Below are 19,939 nucleotides of genomic sequence, written 5' to 3'. Positions count from 1 at the left end.
AAAAAAAGCAGCCTTGCGGGCTGCTTTCAAGAAGCGATGAATTTATTGTCCGGCGATTTTCATCTCCGGCAGCAGCACCGAACCGCATTGTATATTGCTGCGGGTTTCAATGTCGTTACCGACAGTTACCATATTGAGCCACATGTCTTTCAGGTTGCCGGCGATTGTGATCTCGCTCACAGGATATTGAATCTCACCGTTTTCCACCCAGAAGCCGGATGCGCCGCGTGAATAATCACCGGTCATCGCGCTGACGCTGGAACCCATCATCTCGGTCACCACCAAGCCGGTTCCCATCTGCTTCAGCATGTCGTCGAAGCTATGGCCTTGTCCGGCGATGCGCCAGTTATGAATACCGCCCGCGTGCCCGGTGCTCTGCAAGCCCAACTTGCGTGCCGAGTAGCTGGTTAACAGCCAGTTTTGCAGCACGCCATCTTTAATGATGTCGCGCGATTGGGTACGCACACCTTCGCTGTCGAACGGCGTAGACGCCAATCCTTTCAGCAAATGTGGATGCTCTTCGATGGTCAGCCAATCCGGCAAAATCTGCTTGCCGAGTGAATCCAGCAGGAAAGTGGATTTACGGTAAACGCTGCTGCCGCTGATCATGCCAACCAGATGGCCGAACAAGCCAGTCGCCACTTCCGGCGCGAAGATCACCGGCGCTTTCATGGTAGACAGTTTACGCGGCGACAAACGCGACAGCGTACGACGAGCGCACTCGGCACCAACCCATTCTGGACTTTGCAAATCTTCAAACGCGCGGCCGATGGTGTAGGCGTAATCGCGTTCCATGTCGCCGTTGTGTTCGGCAATCACGCAGCTGGAGAGCGAATGGCGGCTCGAGCAGTAGCTCTGCAACATGCCGTGGCTGTTACCAAACACTTTGATGCCGACGTGGCTATTGAAGCTGCCGCCTTCGGTATTGGTGATGCGTTTGTCGGCTTCTAACGAAGCTTGTTCCGCTTTGGCTGCCAGTTCGATAGCGCGATCGGCATCGATCTCCCACGGATGGTAAAGATCAAGATCCGGCGCTTCAAAAGCCAGCAATTCGGGATCGGCCGGAGCGCCAAACGGATCCACTGAGGTGTAGCGCGCAATGTCGATCGCCGCCTGCACGGTGCGTTTAATCGCATCCGGGCTAAGATCGGTAGAAGAGGCGCTGCCTTTACGATTTTGATGATAGACGGTGATGCCAAGCGCACCATCGCTGTTGAATTCGACGTTTTCCACTTCGCCATAACGGGTACTGACGCCGATGCCGGTAGTTTTCGTGACCGCCACTTCAGCGCCATCGGTGCTGGCTTTTGCCAGTTCCAACGCCTGCGCGACAGCCTGTTCCAACACTTTACGTTGTTCTGCAACCTGAGTAGATACGTTCATCGACCTGCCGTCTAATCTTAAGTATGAATTGTTTGAGTCTATCAGACTCAGAGAACAATTTCGCAGTCGCCCGATAAACTGGTAGGATTAGCCTCTTTTTTTTGGGAGCCAAGAGATGACCAAGCAGCCCGATGACTGGCTCGACGATGTGCCGGATAATAATGACGAAGAAGACGAAGAGATTATCTGGGTCAGCAAAAGCGAAATTAAACGCGATGCCGAAGAGCTGAAACGCCTTGGCGCCGAGTTAGTTGATTTGGGGAAAAATTCCCTCGACAAGATTCCACTCGACGAACAACTGCGTGACGCGATTGAACTGGCGCAGCGCATTAAGAAAGAAGGCCGTCGCCGCCAATTGCAGCTGATCGGTAAGATGTTGCGCGCACGCGATGAAGATCCGATTCGTCAGGCGTTGGATAAGCTGAAGAATCGTCATAATCAGCAAGTGGCTTTGTTCCACAAACTGGAGATATTGCGCGATCGTTTGATCGAGCAAGGTGATGACGCGGTAGCCGAAGTGTTTAACCTCTATCCGCATGCCGATCGTCAGCAACTGCGCAGTATGATCCGCAATGCGCAGAAAGAGAAAGCCACCAACAAGCCGCCAAAATCAGCGCGCCTGATTTTCCAGTACCTGCGCGAGTTGGCAGAAGCTTAAGTTTTCTGCGGACATAAAAAAGGTCGGCATGAATGCCGACCCTACAATGTTCCGTTGTAGGGTGGCCATTTATGGCCACCGCTAATTACCGCCCCAACCGCTCCAGCAGTTTCTGGTGAATGCCACCAAATCCGCCGTTACTCATCACCAGAATCGAATCGCCTGGCTGGGCTTTCTTCGCCACCATTTCCACCAGCGTATCGATATCCGCGCTCCACTGTGCCGGTTGCATGCAGGCTTCTGCAACATCTGAAACCTGCCACGGAATGTGGTGCGGCTGGAACAGGAACACTTCATCCGCACGGCCCAGCGAAGGTGCCAGCTCGTTTTTGCTTACGCCCATTTTCATGGTGTTAGAGCGCGGCTCGAGCACCGCCAAAATGCGCGCAGTGCCGCCTACTTTGCTGCGCAATGCCGCTAGCGTGGCGAGAATCGCAGTGGGATGATGGGCAAAATCGTCATACACCTTAATCGCATTCACTTCGCCGCGTAGTTCCAGGCGACGACGCGCATTGATAAAGCTGCTCAACGCTTCGCCCGCATCCGAAGGCTTCACGCCAACGTGACGCGCAGCCGCAACCGCCATCAAGCCGTTGTGCATGTTGTGTTCGCCGACCAGCGCCCAGTTCACTTCGCCTGCTTTCTCGCCGTCGAGCCAGATTTCCCAATGCGAAGAATCCGGCGTCAGCTTTTTCGCCTGCCAATGACCGTTATCGCCGACCGTTTCCTGCTCGCTCCAGCAGCCCATCGCCATCACTTGCTTGAGATTGTTGTCATGCTCTGGCAACAGGATCTTGCCCTGGCCTGGCACAATACGGATCAAGTGATGGAACTGCTTCTGAATCGCACGCAGATCGTCAAAGATGTCGGCATGATCGAATTCGAGGTTGTTGAGGATCAATGTGCGCGGGCAGTAATGGACAAATTTGGAACGCTTGTCGAAGAACGCGCTGTCGTATTCATCCGCTTCAATCACGAAGAATGGACTTTTTCCTAATTTTGCCGAAACCTCAAAGTTTCCTGGCACACCACCGATGATAAAGCCCGGTTCAAGGCCGCAAGCCTCGAGAATCCACGCTGCCATACCGGCTGTGGTGGTTTTACCGTGTGTGCCGGCAACGGCCAGCACCCAGCGATCGCGCAACACGAAATCGTGCAGCCATTGCGGGCCAGAGAGGTAAGGAATATTGCGTTCCAGCACCGCTTCGACACACGGATTGCCGCGCGTCATTGCGTTACCGATGATCACCAAATCCGGTTGCGGTTCGAGCTGAGTCGCATCGTAACCTTCTGTTAATTCAATACCTTGCTGTTCCAGCAACGTGCTCATCGGCGGGTAGACGTTGGCGTCTGAGCCGGTGACTTCGTGTCCCAGCGAGCGTGCCAGCATCGCCAGTCCGCCCATGAAAGTGCCACAAATCCCAAGGATGTGAATACGCATAAAGAGATCCATTACTCAAAAGTTCGGCGCACAGTGTAACGCCGAGTTGAGAGGGAAGAAACGGATTAGGACTATGGTTTTTAAAGTTCAATCGGCTAAACTGCGCTCATACGTTGGTAGCTTGTTACAGCTGCTGCCACTCCATCGTAGATTCAGGGAATGTGTTATGAAAACGTTAGGCGAATTCATCGTCGAGAAGCAACACGACTTTCCACACGCCACAGGTGAACTGACGGCGCTGATTTCTTCCATTAAGCTTGGCGCTAAAATTATCCACCGCGACATCAACAAAGCGGGTCTGGTGGATATTCTGGGTGCCAGCGGCGTGGAAAACGTGCAGGGCGAGCAGCAAATGAAGCTCGACCTGTTCGCGAACGAAAAGCTGAAAGCAGCTTTGAAAGCGCGTGGCGTGGTGGCGGGTATCGCCTCTGAAGAAGAAGACGAGTTCGTGATCTTCGAAGGTTCCGAGAACGGTAAATACGTGGTGCTGATGGATCCGCTGGACGGCTCATCCAACATCGACGTTAACGTGTCTGTCGGCACCATCTTCTCCATTTATCACCGTATCAGCGAGCCAGGCACGCCGATTACCGAAGCTGACTTCATGCAGCCGGGTAGCAAGCAGGTGGCTGCCGGTTATGTGGTGTACGGTTCTTCGACCATGATGGTGTACACCACCGGCGTGGGCGTGCATGCGTTTACTTACGATCCGTCGCTGGGCGTGTTCTGCCTGAGCCACGAACGCATGACCTTCCCGGAGAAGGGTTACACCTACTCGATTAACGAAGGTAACTACATTCGCTTCCCGCAGGGCGTGAAGAAATACCTGAAGTTCTGTCAGGAAGAAGATGCCGCGACTAAGCGTCCGTACACCTCGCGCTACATCGGTTCATTGGTGGCAGACTTCCACCGTAACCTGCTGAAAGGCGGCATCTATTTGTATCCAAGCACCGCGAGCCATCCGAAAGGCAAGCTGCGTCTGCTGTACGAATGCAACCCGATGGCCTTCCTCGCCGAGCAAGCTGGCGGTAAAGCCAGCGATGGTGCCAATCGTATCCTCGATATCCAGCCAGAAACGCTGCACCAGCGCTGCCCGTTCTTCTGCGGCAACGACGCAATGGTCGGTGACGTTGAGCGCTTTATCCGTGAATTCCCGGACGATCACTCAGCGTAAGTTGCTTTAGCTTAGAAAAGCCCGCCTCCGTGCGGGCTTTTTGTTGGCGCGCAGAAATGCGCGCCCTACGAATGCAGCGCTGCGACTACGCGGAATTGCGCCATCGATTCCTGCAACTGCTGCGACTGCGCTTCCAGCGATTGCGTGGCGGCGCTGGCTTCCTCGACCAATGCGGCGTTCTGCTGCGCGGCTTCATCCATCTGCGTCACCGCCTGATTCACCTGCTCGATGCCCCGACTTTGTTCTTCGGAAGCAATGGAGATCTCTTTCATCAGCGTGGTCACGCGCATCACTTCGCTGGAGATTTCATCCATGGTTTCGCCAGCGCGCGTTGCCATGTCGCTGCCCTCTTTCACCCGCGTTTGCGATTCCGCAATCAACTCGCGAATCTCTTTGGCGGCGGTGGCGCTGCGTCCTGCCAGCGTGCGTACTTCGTTAGCGACCACGGCAAATCCGCGCCCTTGTTCACCCGCACGTGCGGCTTCCACTGAAGCGTTCAGCGCAAGGATGTTGGTTTGGAAAGCGATGCCATCGATTACGCTCAGGATATCGCCGATGCGGTTGGAGCTTTGGGTGATCTCCTGCATCTTCTCCATCACATACCCCACCACTTCGGCCCCGCGATCGGCGCTGCCGGAGACATTGCTAGCGAGTTGGTTGGCTTCTTTGGCGTTGCTGGCATTGAGGCGCACGGTGGCGGTGAGCTGTTCCATGCTGGCAGCGGTTTGCTCCAGCGAAGCGGCTGACTCTTCGGTACGTTGCGAAAGATGCACGGTTCCGGCAGCGAGTTCACGACTGCCGACATCGATTTGCAAACTGGCTTCACGCACCTGGCTAACCGAATTGCTCAGTGATAACTGCATGTTGGCCAGCGCTTGATTCAAGCGGCCCAGTTCGTTTTTGCCGGCTTGCGGCAGCGGCTGGGATAAATCACCGGCGGCAATCTGCTCCAGATGCTCAATCGCGCCATCCAACGGACGCAGCAGCAAGCGGCGCAGCAACTGCCAGGCCAGCACGATCAGCAGCAGCGTTAACGCCATCGAAACACCAATCAGGATCTTCATGCGCGTTTCGTTTTCGGCTGCTTGTTGTAGACGCGAGCTGGAGACTTCGTCGGCATATTTGCTGAAATCATTGACCGCTTTGGAGTAGTTCGCCGCCAGCTGCGACTGCTTACCTTCCAAAACCTGGTAATACTCATCGGTGTACTGTTTTTGCAGTGCGGCGATCATCGGCGTGATGCCTTCTTTCTCGTACGCGGCGTAGGTCGCAACAATCGCATCGGCCAAGGTTTTACCGTGCGCAGTGACGGTGCCCGCCGCGACAAAGGCGTCTAAGAATTTACGCGAACTTTCCACCGCCGCCTGCGATTGCTTAGTGACAACGGCGCCATCATCCAGTAATCCAATTTCAATTTTGCGCACCGCTAAGGCGGCGTTGGCACGCGCACGCATCAGCTCGGAGCGGCTTTGGAATAAGCTGTTAAGCTCAATGCCCTGAATGCGGTTAATGGCATCCAACGATTGGTTGCCGGCGTTGATGGCAGAAATGCCCATGGCGCTGACTGCCAATAGCAGCAGCGTCATAAAGGCCAATAGAGCGAGTAGTGCGGTACGAATTGATAGCTGTTTCATCATGATTATCCCCGTATGCAAGAAAAGGCAGAAATCCGCTAGCCCTAAAACGGAGAGATTATCGGCAATGTCACCCGGAAACTTTATCGCGTGTTGATGGTCAATTGGCTGACGATCACTTACGCTTCAAATTTACTGAAGTCCGCTGCATCAAAATTAAGGAATGAAATGATGAAAAAATGGCTCCCGATTGCGTTTTTGTTGGCCAGCGGCGTTGCCGTGGCGCAGCAGAACCCCATCGACCAGCAGCTTGAACAGTGTCTGAACAAGGAATCCAGCACCGCGGGCATGTCCCAATGCTACGGCAATGCCAATAAGGCATGGGATAAAGAGATGAATGCGCAGTACACCCAAGTGATGAAAAAATTAACTGGTGCACCTAAAGACAAATTGCGCAATGCACAGCGCGCGTGGCTGGCTTATCGCGATAACTGGCTTGATGCCAGCCGCAGCTATTTCCTCAGCAGCCAGGGCAGCATGGCGGCGCTGTCTGTCGGCGCGCAAGGGGTAAGTTTGGTGCGCAATCAAGCACTCATGTTGCAATCAATTAACAAAGGCAGTTGCGCCAATCCCGATGATTGTTGATAAATGGAAGCGTTAAACACGCTTAGCGCTGGTATTTGCCAGCGCGCCCATTAATCCTCAGGGAGAAATCATGGCTGCTTATGCCTCCACCATCATTCTGGTTTGCCTCGCCGTTCTCAGCTATTTCGTCCATAACAGCGCTGTTACCATTTCGATTCTGATTCTGTTAGCCATCAAGCTGACGCCGCTGGCGCAGTTCTTCCCGTACGTGGAAAAACAGGGCATTCAAATTGGCATCATAATCCTCACCGTGGCGGTGATGGCACCGCTGGCCAGCGGATCGCTGCCGGCCTCTTCGCTGCTGAAATCTTTCGCTAATTGGCAATCGATTGTGGCGATTGTGGTCGGCGTTTTTGTCGCCTGGCTGGGCGGACGCGGTGTGAATTTTATGAGTGTGCAACCGTCGGTGATTGGTGGGCTGTTAATTGGTACGGTGATTGGCGTGGCGTTCTTCCGTGGCGTACCGGTCGGACCACTGATTGCTGCGGGGATCGTCTCGCTGTTTGTCACTGCGAAGTAGCGGGTTGGAGCATTCCGAAACGCCAAAAAGGGGGCATACTTTCAGAGTCAGTTGGCTATAATAGCCGTCACTCAACATATGACTAATGAAGGAAAGCCAGATGAGTTTGAACCAGGTGCCTGCAGGTAAAGAGTTGCCAGAAGATATCTATGTTGTCATCGAGATCCCGGCGAATGCCGATCCGATCAAATATGAAGTCGACAAAGAATCTGGTGCCCTGTTTGTAGACCGTTTCATGTCTACCGCCATGTTCTATCCGTGCAACTACGGTTACATCAACCACACCCTGTCTCTGGATGGTGATCCGGTTGACGTGCTGGTGCCAACCCCGTATCCACTGGTGCCGGGCTCAGTGATTCGCTGCCGTCCAGTTGGCGTGCTGAAAATGACCGATGAGTCTGGCGAAGATGCCAAACTGGTTGCGGTTCCGCACACCAAACTGAGCAAAGAGTACGATCACATCAAAGATGTGAACGACCTGCCAGAACTGCTGAAAGCGCAGATCACCCATTTCTTCGAGCAATACAAAGCTCTGGAAGCAGGCAAATGGGTGAAAGTTGACGGCTGGGATAACGCAGCAGCGGCCAAAGCTGAAATCCTGACCTCTTTCGAGCGCGCTAAGCAGAAATAAGTTTCTTCTCTGCCACGCCGATAAAAAAACACCGCCCATTGGGCGGTGTTTTTATTTATGCCTGTTCACCATCGCGGTTTAGCCAATCGCCGCTCGCGATATGCGTGCGTCCAGCCACCGAACGTTGATAGACATACAGCCAGGCGCTGCCGTAAGGGGTTTGGATCAGCTGGCGTTTGTATTCGCCATTCTTGGTGCGCAAGGCATCAAGCTCGCCGAGCGTGCTGGCGTCGATGCGATAAACCTCGCAATAGACGCTGCCTTCACCCGCAATCACGCCCGGATAGTGACCCAGATTGTAGAGATCAAACCCTGCAATCTGGTGGTCGCCGAGCCATTGCGCATTCGTCATCCAATGACTGTTTCCCTGTTTGCGCCGTAAACTGCCGTAGACAATTATTCGCATTGCTAAAACTCAAACTGATAGAGCAAATCCAATGCCTGGTCGAGACCGGACACGGCTTCAAGATAGAGTTTGGGCATCAGGCGATAACGCAAGGTTAAGGTCGCCAGTGAATCAAAGATGCCGACACCGTATTTTACTTGTAGACCTGGCAGCACATAACCACTCACCTGCACTTGCTGGCTGTCGCCGACGCCTGCGGTATCAAGTGCGAGGTTACTCACGCCGAATGTCTCGCCGATTTTACCCACAACCTGACCACTTTGCGCAACCCCCAAACCGACAAGCGCGGAAGTTAATGCGTTACTGTCGCCATCGCTACCCAATCCCTGGCCGCGTAACAGGTAAGAAAGCGCCTCTTGCTGCGACATCGCCGGGTCGGAGAACACTTCCACTTTCGGCTCATCTGCCAATCCTGTCACGCGCAAACCAGCCGTCACATCATCTTCGGTGGCTTCCGGATTACGGATTGCTTCGAGGTTAACGTACGGCTGATCCGGCGGCCCGGCGAACTGCAATTCACCTTTACGCACCAGCAAGTCCTGACCATACGCATGGAAACGACCGGATGGAATATTGATTTGTCCGTTTAAGCCGAGGCCATTTTTATCCTGCACCAGCTTGAGATCGCCATTCAGCTTAGCTTTCAGACCAAACGCTGAGAGACGCACATCGTTGCCAACGTGAATCACCAGATTGCTGTTGATTGGGATGGCGGCGGTTTTCGGTTGAATCGGCTTCAGCTGTTTATCCAGCATCACTTCATCCGACGACACGCCGGTGGCGCTTTCCGGCACTTCCTGCACCGTAATGCGCGCCCACGGGATATCAACTTTGCCGTCAAGGTTGAAGGCGGCTGGCGTGGCTTCGAATACCAGATCCGGCGAGACATCCATGCGCACCATCGGCGGCACGGTGACGCGCACACGGCTGCCTTGGGCGGCTACGCGCGCGCGCCAGTTATCCAGACGGCTCCAGTCAGCATCGCCGCTGAGATTGATGTTGCCTTGCGCGGTTTGAATCAGGCCGTTGAGCGTTGAGCTCATGCCGTTGAACACCATGTTGAGATTAGCCGAGGTGAGATCGACCGGCATAAAGCTGGCGTCCATATCGACATCGCTCAATCCCAACTGACCAAAAATCTGCGGCTGTTGCAGCGAACCGCCAAGGCGCAGATTGGTATTCAGGTTGCCTTTGATCTTCTCGCCCTGCATCAGCGCCGGATTAAGCATCGCCAGCGAAATATTGCTGATACCGATGTTGCCCGAAAGCTGACGGCGATTCTGTGGATCGGCGATCTGCACATTGCCGCTTAACTGGCCGTTGTTGACGATATGAATCAGCCAATCCAGCTGTGCGCGGCCGTTACGCATCGCCGCATTCAGGTTCAGCGTATCGAAGGCGATCGGCAAGGTGTTGCCTTGCACGTCCTGCTCAACTTTCACGCCGTTGCCTTTCAGCGCTATGGTGCCGGTTGGCAGCGCGCCATCGGCGGTCCAGTTAACGCGCGCATCACCGCTGAACACGCCATTCAGTTTGGTGGCGTCGGTGAGGAACGGTTTGATCATCGCCAAATCAAAGCGATTCAGCACCACGTGCGCATGCCCGCTGGCACCGGCTTCAATCGGTTCCGGCACGCACAGTTGCGCGTTCGGGTTTTGCCAGCAATGCGGGCCAATCGTCGCGGTTTGCTTGCTGTTGAGGTAATCAATCGCCATCGCGCGGGTCAAACGCCATTCGCCGACCGGTGTGTCAAAGCGCGTGTTGTTGAGATTGCCCTGCCAGCGCTCAGTTTTGCGATCAAAGCTGCCGTTAAGCGCCAACTGACCGGAAACCGGTTCGCCCTGCACATTGAGTTTCAGCTGATGCTGCTTTTCATTGCCGTCGGCGTTCAGCGTCAGCAAGTTCACTTTCAGCGCATCCTGCTGTAACTGTTCAACGCGCAATTGCAGCTTACCGGCGATTTGATCGCTGGATTTCACATCGCCCTGCAAGGCGACGCGACGGATTTGCAGCTGCTGCCAGCGCAAACCGGTGGCGGTGAGATCGGCCAGCAGCTGCGGCGCCTGCAAAGTGCCACGTGCTTTGATAGTGCCTTTGGCGACGCCGCCCAGCCCCGGCAGCGCGTTATCCAGATTGGGCGCATCAATGTTGGCATCGAGATTGAGCGCATCGCCCAATTCGCCTTTTACATCCAGATGGTTACGACCTAGCGCAATGTTGAGGCCGGGGATTTTCCATTGGTTGTAGCTGTTGCCGGTTAAGGTGCCTTTGGCGCTCACCGCGTTCTGTTTAACGTTCCCTTTCAGCTCCAACTGCGGCACGCTGAGTTGCCAGCTTCCACCGTACAGGCTGCCGCGCGTGGCGATTTTGCCATCCAGTTTGGCTGGCCAATCCGGATACTGTTTGGCGGTGTTGATGCCGGAAAGCGTCAACTCGCTGCGCCAGCTAATGGCTTTGCTCCAGTCCACCAGCGCCGTCAGATCGATATTGCCCTGCAATGCCGCGACGCGCAGTTTATCGAGGTTAAACTGCTGCTCGTTGCCTTTACCGTCCAGCGCAATGTTGGCCGGCGGCACGCCTTCGCCTTTCACCGCGGTACGCAGCGACATCACGTAATCAGTGGCTTTGCCTTTGAACTGGTAATCGAGATTATCCGCCTGATACTGCACCGGACCGGTCAGCGGCCAACGCAGCTGCGGGCTGGTGAGTTGCAGCGACAGTGGCAAACCGGCGACCGCCGGTTGCGCGCGGGCATCCAACTGCGCACGCACCGGCCCCGAGAGATTCAGCCCCAGTTTCAGCTCGTCGCGCATCGCACCCGCGAGGTTCATCTTGATCTTCTCGCCCTTGATCGGGTCGAGATTGAGCGTGCCGTTGAGCGCAAAATTCACCGGCCAGTTGTCGGCTAAAGTCGCTTCCCCGCTGGCATTCACCTGCCCTTGCGGCGAATCGACATCAAAAGTTTCGAGCTGCAAATGGCGATCGGCGGTTTTTGCTTTTAGCAGCAAACGCGTAATGGAAACATCGGTGTCGCCAGTGACACGCAGCTGTTCGCCCAGCAACTCCTGCACGGTGATATCCAGCGGTAACTGGAAGTCCGGTAATTCAGGCAACAATGGCTTGGCGAACATCGCTTGCAGCGTTTCACCCAGCGGTTTTTCATCCGGCTGCGGCTGCTGCACTTTGGGTTGCACCACTTGCTCATCCACTACTTTGGCGGCTTTTGGCAAGGCAATCAGCAGGCTTTGGATATGCGTCGGCGACAGCGTCAGCGCGCGTTCCTGCCATTGCAATCCGGTGGTGAAATCCAGCAACGAAATCGCGGTGTCATCCACTTTGACGTTGATGTTATGCAAACCGACTTTGCTCAGCGTGATCGGATACGGCGTGCTGAGATTCAGGCTGCCGCTCTCTTCTTCCGGCGGCGGTGCGGCGGCTGGCGTCATTTTTTTACTGTCGACCACCACGCTGACATCTTTTAAATCAATGTCGTTAACGCACACTGAGGAGTGCAGCAGGCAGTTAAGATTCAGTGCCAGATGAAAACGTCCGGCATCTACGCTGACGCCCGGCATCTCATATTTCACGCCGCTCAGCGTCAAATCGCGCCAGCCACCTTCAACCTGTTTGATGGATAAACCCGGCACCCAACGATCGGCGCCTTTCAGCAATAAATGCAAACCCGGCGTGGTGCCAACTAAAAACGCCACGCTGCCCAACAGCAGCACCAGAAAAATAGCGATGCCAATCAGGACCTTTTTCCACAGCTTCATAGTTCAGGCCCCAACCCGATGTAAAATTGCAATCCGTGTTCCTTGTCATCACCAATCGGCCGCGCGATATCGAATTTGATCGGCCCAACCGGAGAAGACCAGCGCACACCGAAACCTGCGCCGGTTTTGAAGTCACTCTGTTTGATGTCGTTAACCGCTTCTCCGGAATCGACAAACACCGCGCCCCACCACTTGCCGGTCACGTTGTATTGATATTCCAGCGATCCAGTGGCCATTTTCGACGCACCGGTTAACTTGCCGTTGTCATCGCGTGGTGAAATGTCTTTGTATTTGTAGCCACGAATACTGCGGTCGCCACCGGCGAAGAAGCGCAGATCTGGCGGCACTTTGTCGAAGTCGTTGGTTTCGATCCAACCGAGATTACCGCGCGCCACAAAGCGATGTTTATCGGCGAGCGTACGGATCCAGACGTTTTGCGCCTGCAAGATCAGGAAATCAACGTCCGATCCCCACGTGGTATCCGACACATCCACCGAGTAACGTTGTGAATCGCCCCATGTCGGCATTAATCCGCCGCGCGAACGGGTGCGGTTCAGGCTGACGCCCGGATAAAGCAGCATGGTGGTGTTGGTGACGCTGGCTTGGGTAAAGTGATCGAGGCTCCAGCGTAAGTTGACGGCTTTTTGCCAGCCGCTGCTGCTGTCCCAGTTACGCGACATCGCCAATGTGGTGGTATCGGATTTGGTGTCGTTGAGGTCGGTGCGCTTCAGACCGCCAGAGAAGGTGTAATACTGCTCGAGCGGACTTTTCAGCAGCGGCACTTTGTAGCTGAGATCAAGCTGCTGCTCTGGCGCAGAGATATAGGCGCTGGAGGTCAAGCTGTGACCGCTGCTGTTCACCCACGGCTTTTTCCACGTGCCTTTCAAGCGCGGGCCGACATCCGTCGAGTAACCAACCCCGGTTTCTAAGGTGTTTTCCACGCGTGGCGAAACAGCAGCATTGAGCGGCAACACTTTGGTTTTGCGCCCTTTATCGAACTCAGGCGCCACCACCACCGAATTAAACCAGCCGGTGGCAGATAAACGGCGATTGAGTTCAGCCAGATCGCGCGAGCTATAGTGATCGCCCTTTTTGAACGGCACCAGATTTCTTAGGTAGGCTTCGTCGATTTGCGATCCCTGGAAGCTGACATCACCAAAACGGTAACGCGGGCCGCTGTCGTAATCGATATCCCAAAACGCTTCACGCCGTTCCACTGATACGCCAAGCTGGCTTTGCTTAAAGTCACCGTCGAAGTAACCATTACGCAGTGCCAGGCTGGAGAAGCCGTTTTTGAATTTGTCGTAATCGCCGTGATTAAGCTGGGTGCCGACTTTCGGCGTGCCCTGTTTCACCCAGGCTTTATAATCGGCATCGTCTTTCGCTTCGCCCTGAATCACGATAGTGCTGCCGCCAATTTTCACCGGTTCACCCGGCGTGACGTGGGCAATCAATACCGGACGGCCACCTTGCGGCGGTGCAGGACGTGATTCGAAATCAATCTGCGGTTCGTAATAACCCAGCGCGCGCAGACCTTCCTTGATCGCTTCGGATACGCGCGCCTGAAAACGCCCATCGTTCGACACCTCGTCACTGCTAATGGTCGACAAGCGTGCCCTGGCGTTCTTCTGTAATTCCCCGGAAAGGCCTTCCAGCTGCAAGCGCACTTTCGCTGCCTCGACGGCAGGTGCGGCAAGCATCAGGCTAGCCAAACAATAAATATGCAATCGTGGCACGCTTACTCCTGTTAATAATGCCGGCCCCTATTCCGCGGGGCGTTTATGCTATCGAAGGGCACGTGTACCCATCAGCATAGCCGCTGTTTATGACGCGCAACGGCGGAAACACAGCGACTAAGCCAAATTGTGACCTATTGTCGGCAAATGGACGAAACGATACAACAACCAAGCAGATGTTCTGCCTGTTCCAGCCATTCACTCGGATTAATCCGAGCCCATAACGCGCCGTGCTAGCGGCATGATAAGCGCTGCTGCTATAATCAGCGACCAGCAGGCCTCGCCTGCACCCTTTCTGCCCCGACGTTAACCTTATCTTGTCGAAATGGCGCAGACATTTTTGGCACGGATAGCCTGTTTGACTGGCAATACCGGATGTACGCCCACTCCCGCGCTGCCCAGGCCAAAAATGACAAGTGTTTAACCCAACGGACCTTTTATGCTCGATAGCTTACTTGTCATTCTTTTACTGATACTCATCAGTTCATTCTTTTCCCTTTCGGAGATCTCGCTGGCAGCCGCCCGTAAGATCAAGCTGAAGCTGCTGGCTGACGAAGGCAATATCAACGCACAACGCGTATTGAAGATGCAGGAACAACCTGGCATGTTCTTCACCGTGGTGCAGATTGGCCTGAATGCGGTTGCCATCCTCGGCGGTATTGTTGGCGATGCGGCCTTCTCGCCCGCCTTTAATAGCCTGTTTAGCCGCTTTATGGCACCGGATTTGGCTGAACAACTCAGCTTTATCTGCTCCTTCACCATCGTCACCAGCCTGTTCATTCTGTTTGCCGATCTGACACCAAAACGCGTCGGCATGATTGCGCCAGAAGCGGTTGCGCTGCGTATCATCAACCCGATGCGTTTCTGCCTGGTGGTGCTGCGTCCGCTGGTGTGGCTGTTCAACGGCTTAGCCAATGTCTTCTTCCGCCTCTTCAAATTGCCGATGGTGCGCAAAGACGACATCACTTCTGACGATATTTATGCGGTAGTTGAAGCCGGCGCCTTAGCGGGCGTGCTGCGTAAGCAGGAACATGAACTGATCGAGAACGTGTTTGAGCTGGAATCACGTACCGTGCCGTCATCCATGACCTCGCGCGAAAACGTGGTGTGGTTCGATCTGCACGAAGATGAAACCACGCTGAAAAATAAAATCGCCCAGCACCCGCATTCGAAATTCATTGTTTGCGATGGCGATATCGACCACATCGTTGGTTATGTCGATTCCAAAGAGTTGCTGCTGCGCGTGTTGGGTAACCAAAGCCTGACGCTCAGTAGCGGCGTACAGATTCGTTCAGCGCTGATTGTGCCGGATACCTTGACGCTGTCTGAAGCGCTGGAAAGCTTCAAAACCGCCGGTGAAGATTTCGCGGTGATCATGAACGAATATGCGCTGGTGGTCGGCATCATTACGCTGAATGACGTGATGACGACGCTGATGGGCGATTTGGTCGGCCAAGGTCAGGAAGAGCAGATCGTGGCGCGTGATGAGAATTCGTGGCTGGTTGAAGGCGGTACGCCAATTGATGATGTGATGCGCGTGCTGGATATCGACGATTTCCCGCAGTCGGGCAACTACGAAACCATCGGCGGCTTCATGATGTATATGCTGCGCAAGATTCCGAAACGTACCGATTTCGTGAAGTTCTCAGGCTACAAGTTTGAAGTGGTGGATATTGATAGCTATCGCATCGACCAGTTACTGGTGACGCGTATTGATGAACGCCCGCCAGTGCTGAATGTGACTAAAAACGCGGTGGATGAAACTGAGACGCCAGCAGGTTAACGCTTTGTTGGGTCGCCATTTATGGTGACCTGGAAAAAATAAAGGCGCGATAAATCGCGCCGCTACGGGGCGCCAACGGCGCCCTTTTTCATGCTGACTCAGTTGTACTTGGCTTGCAATCGCAGAACCTGACGATTGATTTCAGACATCACGCTTAGATGCTGTTTATCTTTGACGCGCGGCAACATCACTTTGCCTTTATCAAACTCAAACGCGCCAACATCCTTGATGTACAACCTTCCTTTAAATAGCGTTTTTACATATTTCGCAATTTGCAGCGGATTATAGCGCTGGAAGATCTTCATGCTGTTTAACTCCTGAACAGATGTAATACGCTCCGTCGTTACCAAATTTGGAACGAAACCATGAAGCGCAAATGAGGCATAACTATAGAGCATCCTTTCTTACCAATGTTCCGAAAAGGTGAATTATTTACTGAATTGACACATCATTACAGAACACTCTGTTATCAGCCTCACAAAACTCAGTATAAACCTTCACTCATTATGGATTTGTGGCATAGGTTGCAAACCTGTTAACTCATTGCGACAGACGCATCATCCACACCTAATATTGCAGGAACATGAATGACTGGTCGGATCACTAAGGAGCATAAGAAATGCGTTTGGCACACACTGTGATAGCTCTGGCACTGCTAATGCCTGGATTGGCATCAGCACATGCATTTAAATTAGGTGAACGCGTACCGGCGGTTGGCGTTAATGACCGAGGTGAGCTGCTATATCAACAAGATAAGTTTAGCTATAAATCGTGGAATAGCGCGCAACTGAGTGGAAAAGTGCGCGTCATCTTACATATTGCTGGCCGCTCTTCTGCCAAAGAGCAAAATGCCGCGTTGATTGAAGCGATTAAAGCGGCGCACCTGCCACACGATCGCTATCAAACCACCACCATTGTGAATACCGACGATGCGATTCCCGGCACCGGCATGTTCGTGCGCAGCAGCATTGAGAGCAATAAGCAACAATATCCGTGGTCGCAATTTATTGTCGACAGCAACGGCAATGCGCGTCAGGCGTGGCAGTTAGAGAAAGGCGGTTCGGCGATTGTGATTCTGGATAACAGCGCGCATGTGCGTTATGCCAAAGAGGGCGCATTGACCCAGGATGAAGTGCAGCAGGCGATGACGTTGATTCACGAATTGTTGAAACAGTGATTGCAGGTCGCCAGCAATGGCGACCTGACAATCGGTTAAAACAGGGAGACGCGGAAACCGGGATTCAGGAACGATTCACGCGGCGTGTAATCCAGCGTTTTTCCCTGCCAGTCATGCACATGCGCGCCTGCGGCAATCGCCACGGCGTGGCCTGCACCGGTATCCCAAATGTTGGTTGGCCCGAAGCGCGGATAGAGTTGCGCCGCACCTTCGGCCACCAAACAGAACTTGAGCGAAGAGCCAATCGCGGTAGTTTGATGCTCACCAAGTTGATGCAAATACTCTTGCAGCTCTTGGTCGCTATCGAAATGCGAACGGCTCACCACCACTAACGGTGGACGCGCTTCACGTGCATGAATCTGCGCGCGTTGACCATTTTCTTCTTTCCAGGCTTTGCCTTCGGCGGCGGAATACATCACGCCGAGCGCAGGCGCATAAACCACACCCAGCACCGGTTTACCCTTTTCAATCAGCGCGATGTTCACGGTGAATTCGCCGTTGCGTTTGATGAACTCTTTGGTGCCATCCAGCGGATCAACCAACCAATATTTTTGCCAATGCTGACGCACTTCCCAGCTCGGCGGATCTTCTTCCGACAAAACTGGCACATCCGGCGTTAACGCATTCAATCCTTGCAGAATCACGCCGTGTGCCGCGAGATCGGCCGCAGTGACCGGCGAATCATCCGATTTACGCGTCACATCCATTGGCTGCGCGCCATCGTAAACCTGCATGATGGCATCGCCCGCGTCACGCGCCAGCTGACAAATTTTATCTAACATTGTTGACCTCTTTTCCGTTGATGCTGCCTGCCAGACTGCAACAGCCCATCTGTTCTTATTTTAGCAGTAGTGCTCTAACCGCTTGCGGCTGCGCGTTGTGGAACGGCAATTTATATGATTATCAATACCATAGTTCGTCAGCGGCGGCTATGGCGCGATGCTGAATGCGCAATCGTCTGAGCACGGCGCCAGATATTGGGCGAAAGTCAGAGCCTCATCACAAATTGAAATGATAATTCGTCATGTTTTTACATTATTTTGAGAGGCCCATTGGACCGAACAAGGAGCAAGCGATGTTTAAAGCGAGCATGTCGTTATTGGCACTGTGTATTACTGCCGCCACGGTACAGGCTACTACGGTGGATCTGCGCATTCTGGAAACCACTGACTTGCACAGCAATATGATGGATTTCGATTATTACAAAGACACGCCAACGGCGAAGTTTGGCCTGGTACGCACCGCAACATTGATTCAGCAGGCACGCGCTGAGGCAAAAAACAGCGTGCTGGTTGATAACGGCGATATCATTCAGGGCAGTCCGCTGGGTGATTACATGGCGGCGAAAGGATTGAAATCCGGCGAAGTGCATCCGGTTTATAAAGCGATGAACACGCTGGATTACACCGTCGGCAATCTCGGCAATCACGAATTCAATTACGGTTTGCCGTATCTGCAAAAAGCGTTGGCGGGTGCACGCTTTCCCTACGTCAATGCCAACATTATCGATGAAAAGAGCGGGGAACCGCTGTTTACACCCTACTTAATCAAAGAAACCACAGTGGTAGACAGTGATGGTCAGCAACATCGGTTAAAAATTGGTTACATCGGCTTCGTTCCGCCGCAGATTATGGTGTGGGATTGCAACAATCTGCAGGGAAAAGTGCGAGTTGATGACATCACGGAAACAGCGAAGCGCTATGTGCCGGAAATGCGCGCAAAAGGTGCTGAAATAATCATCGCTATTCCGCACTCCGGTTTGAGCAGCGAGCCTTATCACGCCATGGCTGAAAATTCGGTCTACTACCTCAGTCAGGTTCCGGGCATCAACGCCATTATGTTTGGTCACGCCCATGCGGTATTCCCCAGCAAAGAGTTTGCGGCGATCAAAGGCGCGGATATCGCGCAAGGGACACTGAACGGCGTTCCAGCGGTAATGCCAGGCATGTGGGGCGATCATCTTGGTGTGGTTGATTTGGTACTGAGCAACCAAGCCGGAAGCTGGCAAGTCACCCAGGGCAAAGCTGAAGCGCGGCCCATTTATGATAGCGTGGCGAAAAAATCGCTGGCTACTGAAGATGCTGATTTAGTGAAAGTGCTGGATCAGGATCATCGCGCCACGCGCGAGTTTGTCGCCAAGCCAATCGGCAAATCGGCTGACGTGATGTATAGCTATTTGTCGCTGGTGCAGGACGATCCTACAGTGCAGATCGTCAATAATGCGCAACGCGCTTACGTTGAGCACTTTATTCAGGGCGATCCCGATTTAGGCCGCTTACCAGTGCTCTCGGCCGCCGCACCGTTTAAAGCGGGCGGACGTAAAAACGATCCCGCCAGTTATGTCGAAGTGGAAAAAGGCAACCTCACCTTCCGCAATGCCGCCGATCTTTACCTCTATCCAAACACTTTGGTGGTGATGAAAGTCAGTGGTGCGCAGGTGAAAGAGTGGCTGGAGTGTTCCGCCGCGCAGTTTAATCAGATCGATCCGCGCAGTAGCAAGCCGCAATCGCTGATTAACTGGGATTTCCGCACCTACAACTTTGATGTGATTGATGGCGTGCAGTACCAAATCGATGTGACACAACCGGCACGCTACGACGCGGAATGCACGCTAATCAATAAAGACGCCTCGCGCATTAAAGACCTGACGTGGCAAGGCAAGCCAATCGATCCTAACGCTACCTTCCTGGTCGCCACCAATAACTATCGCGCGTATGGCGGCAAGTTTGCCGGCACCGGCGATAAATATGTGGCCTTCGCCTCACCGGATGAGAACCGCTCGGTGGTTGCCGCCTATATCAGCAGCGAAACCAAAGCGCACGGCGAAGTGAAACCGCAAGCGGATCACAACTGGCGTTTAGCACCGATAAGCAGCACCACGCCGCTGGATATCCGTTTTGAAACCGCGCCTGGCGCGAAAGCCACGACATTTATTGAGCAGCATGCCGATTATCCGATGAAAGCGGTTGGCAGCGATGAGATAGGTTTTGCGTTGTGGCAGGTGGATTTGCAGAAGAGATAACCGCAAAGGGCGGCAA

Annotated in this window: 16 protein-coding genes; 8 read left to right on the top strand and 8 right to left on the bottom strand. The window is 53.8% G+C overall.

What is annotated here, in order from left to right; genetic code table 11:
• Positions 1-42 precede the first annotated feature (42 nt).
• Positions 43-1,383, bottom strand: a complete 1,341-nt coding sequence (pmbA, locus tag ACPUC7_RS05035; RefSeq protein WP_343554418.1) for a metalloprotease PmbA — start codon at positions 1,381-1,383, stop codon at positions 43-45.
• Between the two features lie 115 nt (positions 1,384-1,498).
• Here pmbA and yjgA point away from each other — a divergent pair, with 115 nt between their 5' ends.
• Positions 1,499-2,041: a ribosome biogenesis factor YjgA gene (gene yjgA / locus ACPUC7_RS05030; RefSeq protein ID WP_258144047.1), complete on the top strand. Its 543-nt coding sequence runs from the start codon at positions 1,499-1,501 to the stop codon at positions 2,039-2,041.
• A gap of 85 nt (positions 2,042-2,126) precedes the next feature.
• Here the strand turns inward: yjgA and mpl are convergent, their stop codons facing one another.
• The gene (gene mpl / locus ACPUC7_RS05025; protein WP_494921992.1) at positions 2,127-3,482 is read right to left on the bottom strand and encodes a UDP-N-acetylmuramate:L-alanyl-gamma-D-glutamyl-meso-diaminopimelate ligase; all 1,356 of its coding nucleotides are present in this window, start codon (positions 3,480-3,482) and stop codon (positions 2,127-2,129) included.
• A gap of 166 nt (positions 3,483-3,648) precedes the next feature.
• On the opposite strand from mpl, the gene fbp reads away from it, so the two are divergent.
• The gene (gene fbp / locus ACPUC7_RS05020; RefSeq protein WP_343554564.1) at positions 3,649-4,656 is read left to right on the top strand and encodes a class 1 fructose-bisphosphatase; all 1,008 of its coding nucleotides are present in this window, start codon (positions 3,649-3,651) and stop codon (positions 4,654-4,656) included.
• A gap of 65 nt (positions 4,657-4,721) precedes the next feature.
• On the opposite strand, the gene ACPUC7_RS05015 is transcribed toward fbp, so the two are convergent.
• Entirely contained in the window at positions 4,722-6,290 is a 1,569-nt protein-coding gene (locus ACPUC7_RS05015; protein WP_494922374.1) for a methyl-accepting chemotaxis protein, read from the bottom strand.
• 171 nt (positions 6,291-6,461) lie between these two features.
• Here ACPUC7_RS05015 and ACPUC7_RS05010 point away from each other — a divergent pair, with 171 nt between their 5' ends.
• The 3 genes from ACPUC7_RS05010 to ppa all read left to right on the top strand — a co-directional run bounded on the left by ACPUC7_RS05010 (position 6,462) and on the right by ppa (position 8,026).
• Entirely contained in the window at positions 6,462-6,875 is a 414-nt protein-coding gene (locus tag ACPUC7_RS05010) for a lysozyme inhibitor LprI family protein (RefSeq protein WP_494921991.1), read from the top strand.
• 70 nt (positions 6,876-6,945) lie between these two features.
• Positions 6,946-7,395, top strand: coding sequence for a DUF441 domain-containing protein (locus ACPUC7_RS05005; RefSeq protein WP_343554562.1), 450 nt, complete (start codon positions 6,946-6,948; stop codon positions 7,393-7,395).
• A gap of 100 nt (positions 7,396-7,495) precedes the next feature.
• Positions 7,496-8,026 carry an inorganic diphosphatase gene (gene ppa / locus ACPUC7_RS05000; RefSeq protein WP_343554561.1) on the top strand — a complete coding sequence of 177 codons (531 nt, stop codon included), beginning with the start codon at positions 7,496-7,498 and terminating at the stop codon, positions 8,024-8,026.
• Between the two features lie 55 nt (positions 8,027-8,081).
• Here the strand turns inward: ppa and ACPUC7_RS04995 are convergent, their stop codons facing one another.
• Genes ACPUC7_RS04995 through tamA form a run of 3 tightly spaced genes read right to left on the bottom strand, consistent with a single transcriptional unit; the run spans position 8,082 to position 13,941 of the window.
• The gene (locus ACPUC7_RS04995; protein ID WP_343554560.1) at positions 8,082-8,432 is read right to left on the bottom strand and encodes a gamma-glutamylcyclotransferase family protein; all 351 of its coding nucleotides are present in this window, start codon (positions 8,430-8,432) and stop codon (positions 8,082-8,084) included.
• A gap of 2 nt (positions 8,433-8,434) precedes the next feature.
• The gene (gene tamB, locus ACPUC7_RS04990) at positions 8,435-12,205 is read right to left on the bottom strand and encodes an autotransporter assembly complex protein TamB (protein WP_494921990.1); all 3,771 of its coding nucleotides are present in this window, start codon (positions 12,203-12,205) and stop codon (positions 8,435-8,437) included.
• Positions 12,202-13,941, bottom strand: coding sequence for an autotransporter assembly complex protein TamA (gene tamA / locus ACPUC7_RS04985; protein ID WP_494921989.1), 1,740 nt, complete (start codon positions 13,939-13,941; stop codon positions 12,202-12,204). Before tamA ends, tamB begins: the two co-directional genes overlap by 4 nt.
• Positions 13,942-14,380: 439 nt before the next feature.
• Here tamA and paeA point away from each other — a divergent pair, with 439 nt between their 5' ends.
• Complete coding sequence (gene paeA / locus ACPUC7_RS04980) at positions 14,381-15,724, top strand: polyamine export protein PaeA (protein ID WP_343554558.1); 1,344 nt, start codon at positions 14,381-14,383, stop codon at positions 15,722-15,724.
• Between the two features lie 98 nt (positions 15,725-15,822).
• Here paeA and ACPUC7_RS04975 read toward each other — a convergent pair whose 3' ends face one another.
• Positions 15,823-16,029 (bottom strand): DUF1107 domain-containing protein, encoded by a 207-nt coding sequence (locus ACPUC7_RS04975; RefSeq protein ID WP_494921988.1) that lies wholly within the window; start codon positions 16,027-16,029, stop codon positions 15,823-15,825.
• 314 nt (positions 16,030-16,343) lie between these two features.
• Here ACPUC7_RS04975 and ACPUC7_RS04970 point away from each other — a divergent pair, with 314 nt between their 5' ends.
• Positions 16,344-16,901: a YtfJ family protein gene (locus ACPUC7_RS04970; RefSeq protein WP_494921987.1), complete on the top strand. Its 558-nt coding sequence runs from the start codon at positions 16,344-16,346 to the stop codon at positions 16,899-16,901.
• 35 nt (positions 16,902-16,936) lie between these two features.
• Here ACPUC7_RS04970 and cysQ read toward each other — a convergent pair whose 3' ends face one another.
• The gene (gene cysQ / locus ACPUC7_RS04965; protein WP_494921986.1) at positions 16,937-17,683 is read right to left on the bottom strand and encodes a 3'(2'),5'-bisphosphate nucleotidase CysQ; all 747 of its coding nucleotides are present in this window, start codon (positions 17,681-17,683) and stop codon (positions 16,937-16,939) included.
• A gap of 293 nt (positions 17,684-17,976) precedes the next feature.
• Between cysQ and ACPUC7_RS04960 the strand changes: the two genes are divergently transcribed.
• A complete protein-coding gene (locus ACPUC7_RS04960; protein WP_494921985.1) occupies positions 17,977-19,923 on the top strand; it encodes a bifunctional 2',3'-cyclic-nucleotide 2'-phosphodiesterase/3'-nucleotidase in 1,947 nt (648 codons plus the stop codon).
• Positions 19,924-19,939: the final 16 nt, after the last annotated feature.

Source organism: Pantoea sp. CFCC18179 (genome assembly GCF_059412405.1).
This window is presented reverse-complemented; position numbering and strand designations above follow the sequence as displayed.

What these genes read in the sequence shown, in the direction of transcription:
- tamB (WP_494921990.1), bottom strand. Translation starts at nt 12,205, where the DNA reads ATGAAGCTGTGGAAAAAGGTCCTGATTGGCATCGCTATTTTTCTGGTG.
- fbp (WP_343554564.1), top strand. Translation starts at nt 3,649, where the DNA reads ATGAAAACGTTAGGCGAATTCATCGTCGAGAAGCAACACGACTTTCCA.
- paeA (WP_343554558.1), top strand. Translation starts at nt 14,381, where the DNA reads ATGCTCGATAGCTTACTTGTCATTCTTTTACTGATACTCATCAGTTCA.
- ACPUC7_RS04970 (WP_494921987.1), top strand. Translation starts at nt 16,344, where the DNA reads ATGCGTTTGGCACACACTGTGATAGCTCTGGCACTGCTAATGCCTGGA.
- ACPUC7_RS05015 (WP_494922374.1), bottom strand. Translation starts at nt 6,290, where the DNA reads ATGAAACAGCTATCAATTCGTACCGCACTACTCGCTCTATTGGCCTTT.
- ACPUC7_RS05010 (WP_494921991.1), top strand. Translation starts at nt 6,462, where the DNA reads ATGAAAAAATGGCTCCCGATTGCGTTTTTGTTGGCCAGCGGCGTTGCC.
- ACPUC7_RS04975 (WP_494921988.1), bottom strand. Translation starts at nt 16,029, where the DNA reads ATGAAGATCTTCCAGCGCTATAATCCGCTGCAAATTGCGAAATATGTA.
- ACPUC7_RS04960 (WP_494921985.1), top strand. Translation starts at nt 17,977, where the DNA reads ATGTTTAAAGCGAGCATGTCGTTATTGGCACTGTGTATTACTGCCGCC.
- yjgA (WP_258144047.1), top strand. Translation starts at nt 1,499, where the DNA reads ATGACCAAGCAGCCCGATGACTGGCTCGACGATGTGCCGGATAATAAT.
- ACPUC7_RS04995 (WP_343554560.1), bottom strand. Translation starts at nt 8,432, where the DNA reads ATGCGAATAATTGTCTACGGCAGTTTACGGCGCAAACAGGGAAACAGT.
- ACPUC7_RS05005 (WP_343554562.1), top strand. Translation starts at nt 6,946, where the DNA reads ATGGCTGCTTATGCCTCCACCATCATTCTGGTTTGCCTCGCCGTTCTC.
- pmbA (WP_343554418.1), bottom strand. Translation starts at nt 1,383, where the DNA reads ATGAACGTATCTACTCAGGTTGCAGAACAACGTAAAGTGTTGGAACAG.
- mpl (WP_494921992.1), bottom strand. Translation starts at nt 3,482, where the DNA reads ATGCGTATTCACATCCTTGGGATTTGTGGCACTTTCATGGGCGGACTG.
- cysQ (WP_494921986.1), bottom strand. Translation starts at nt 17,683, where the DNA reads ATGTTAGATAAAATTTGTCAGCTGGCGCGTGACGCGGGCGATGCCATC.
- ppa (WP_343554561.1), top strand. Translation starts at nt 7,496, where the DNA reads ATGAGTTTGAACCAGGTGCCTGCAGGTAAAGAGTTGCCAGAAGATATC.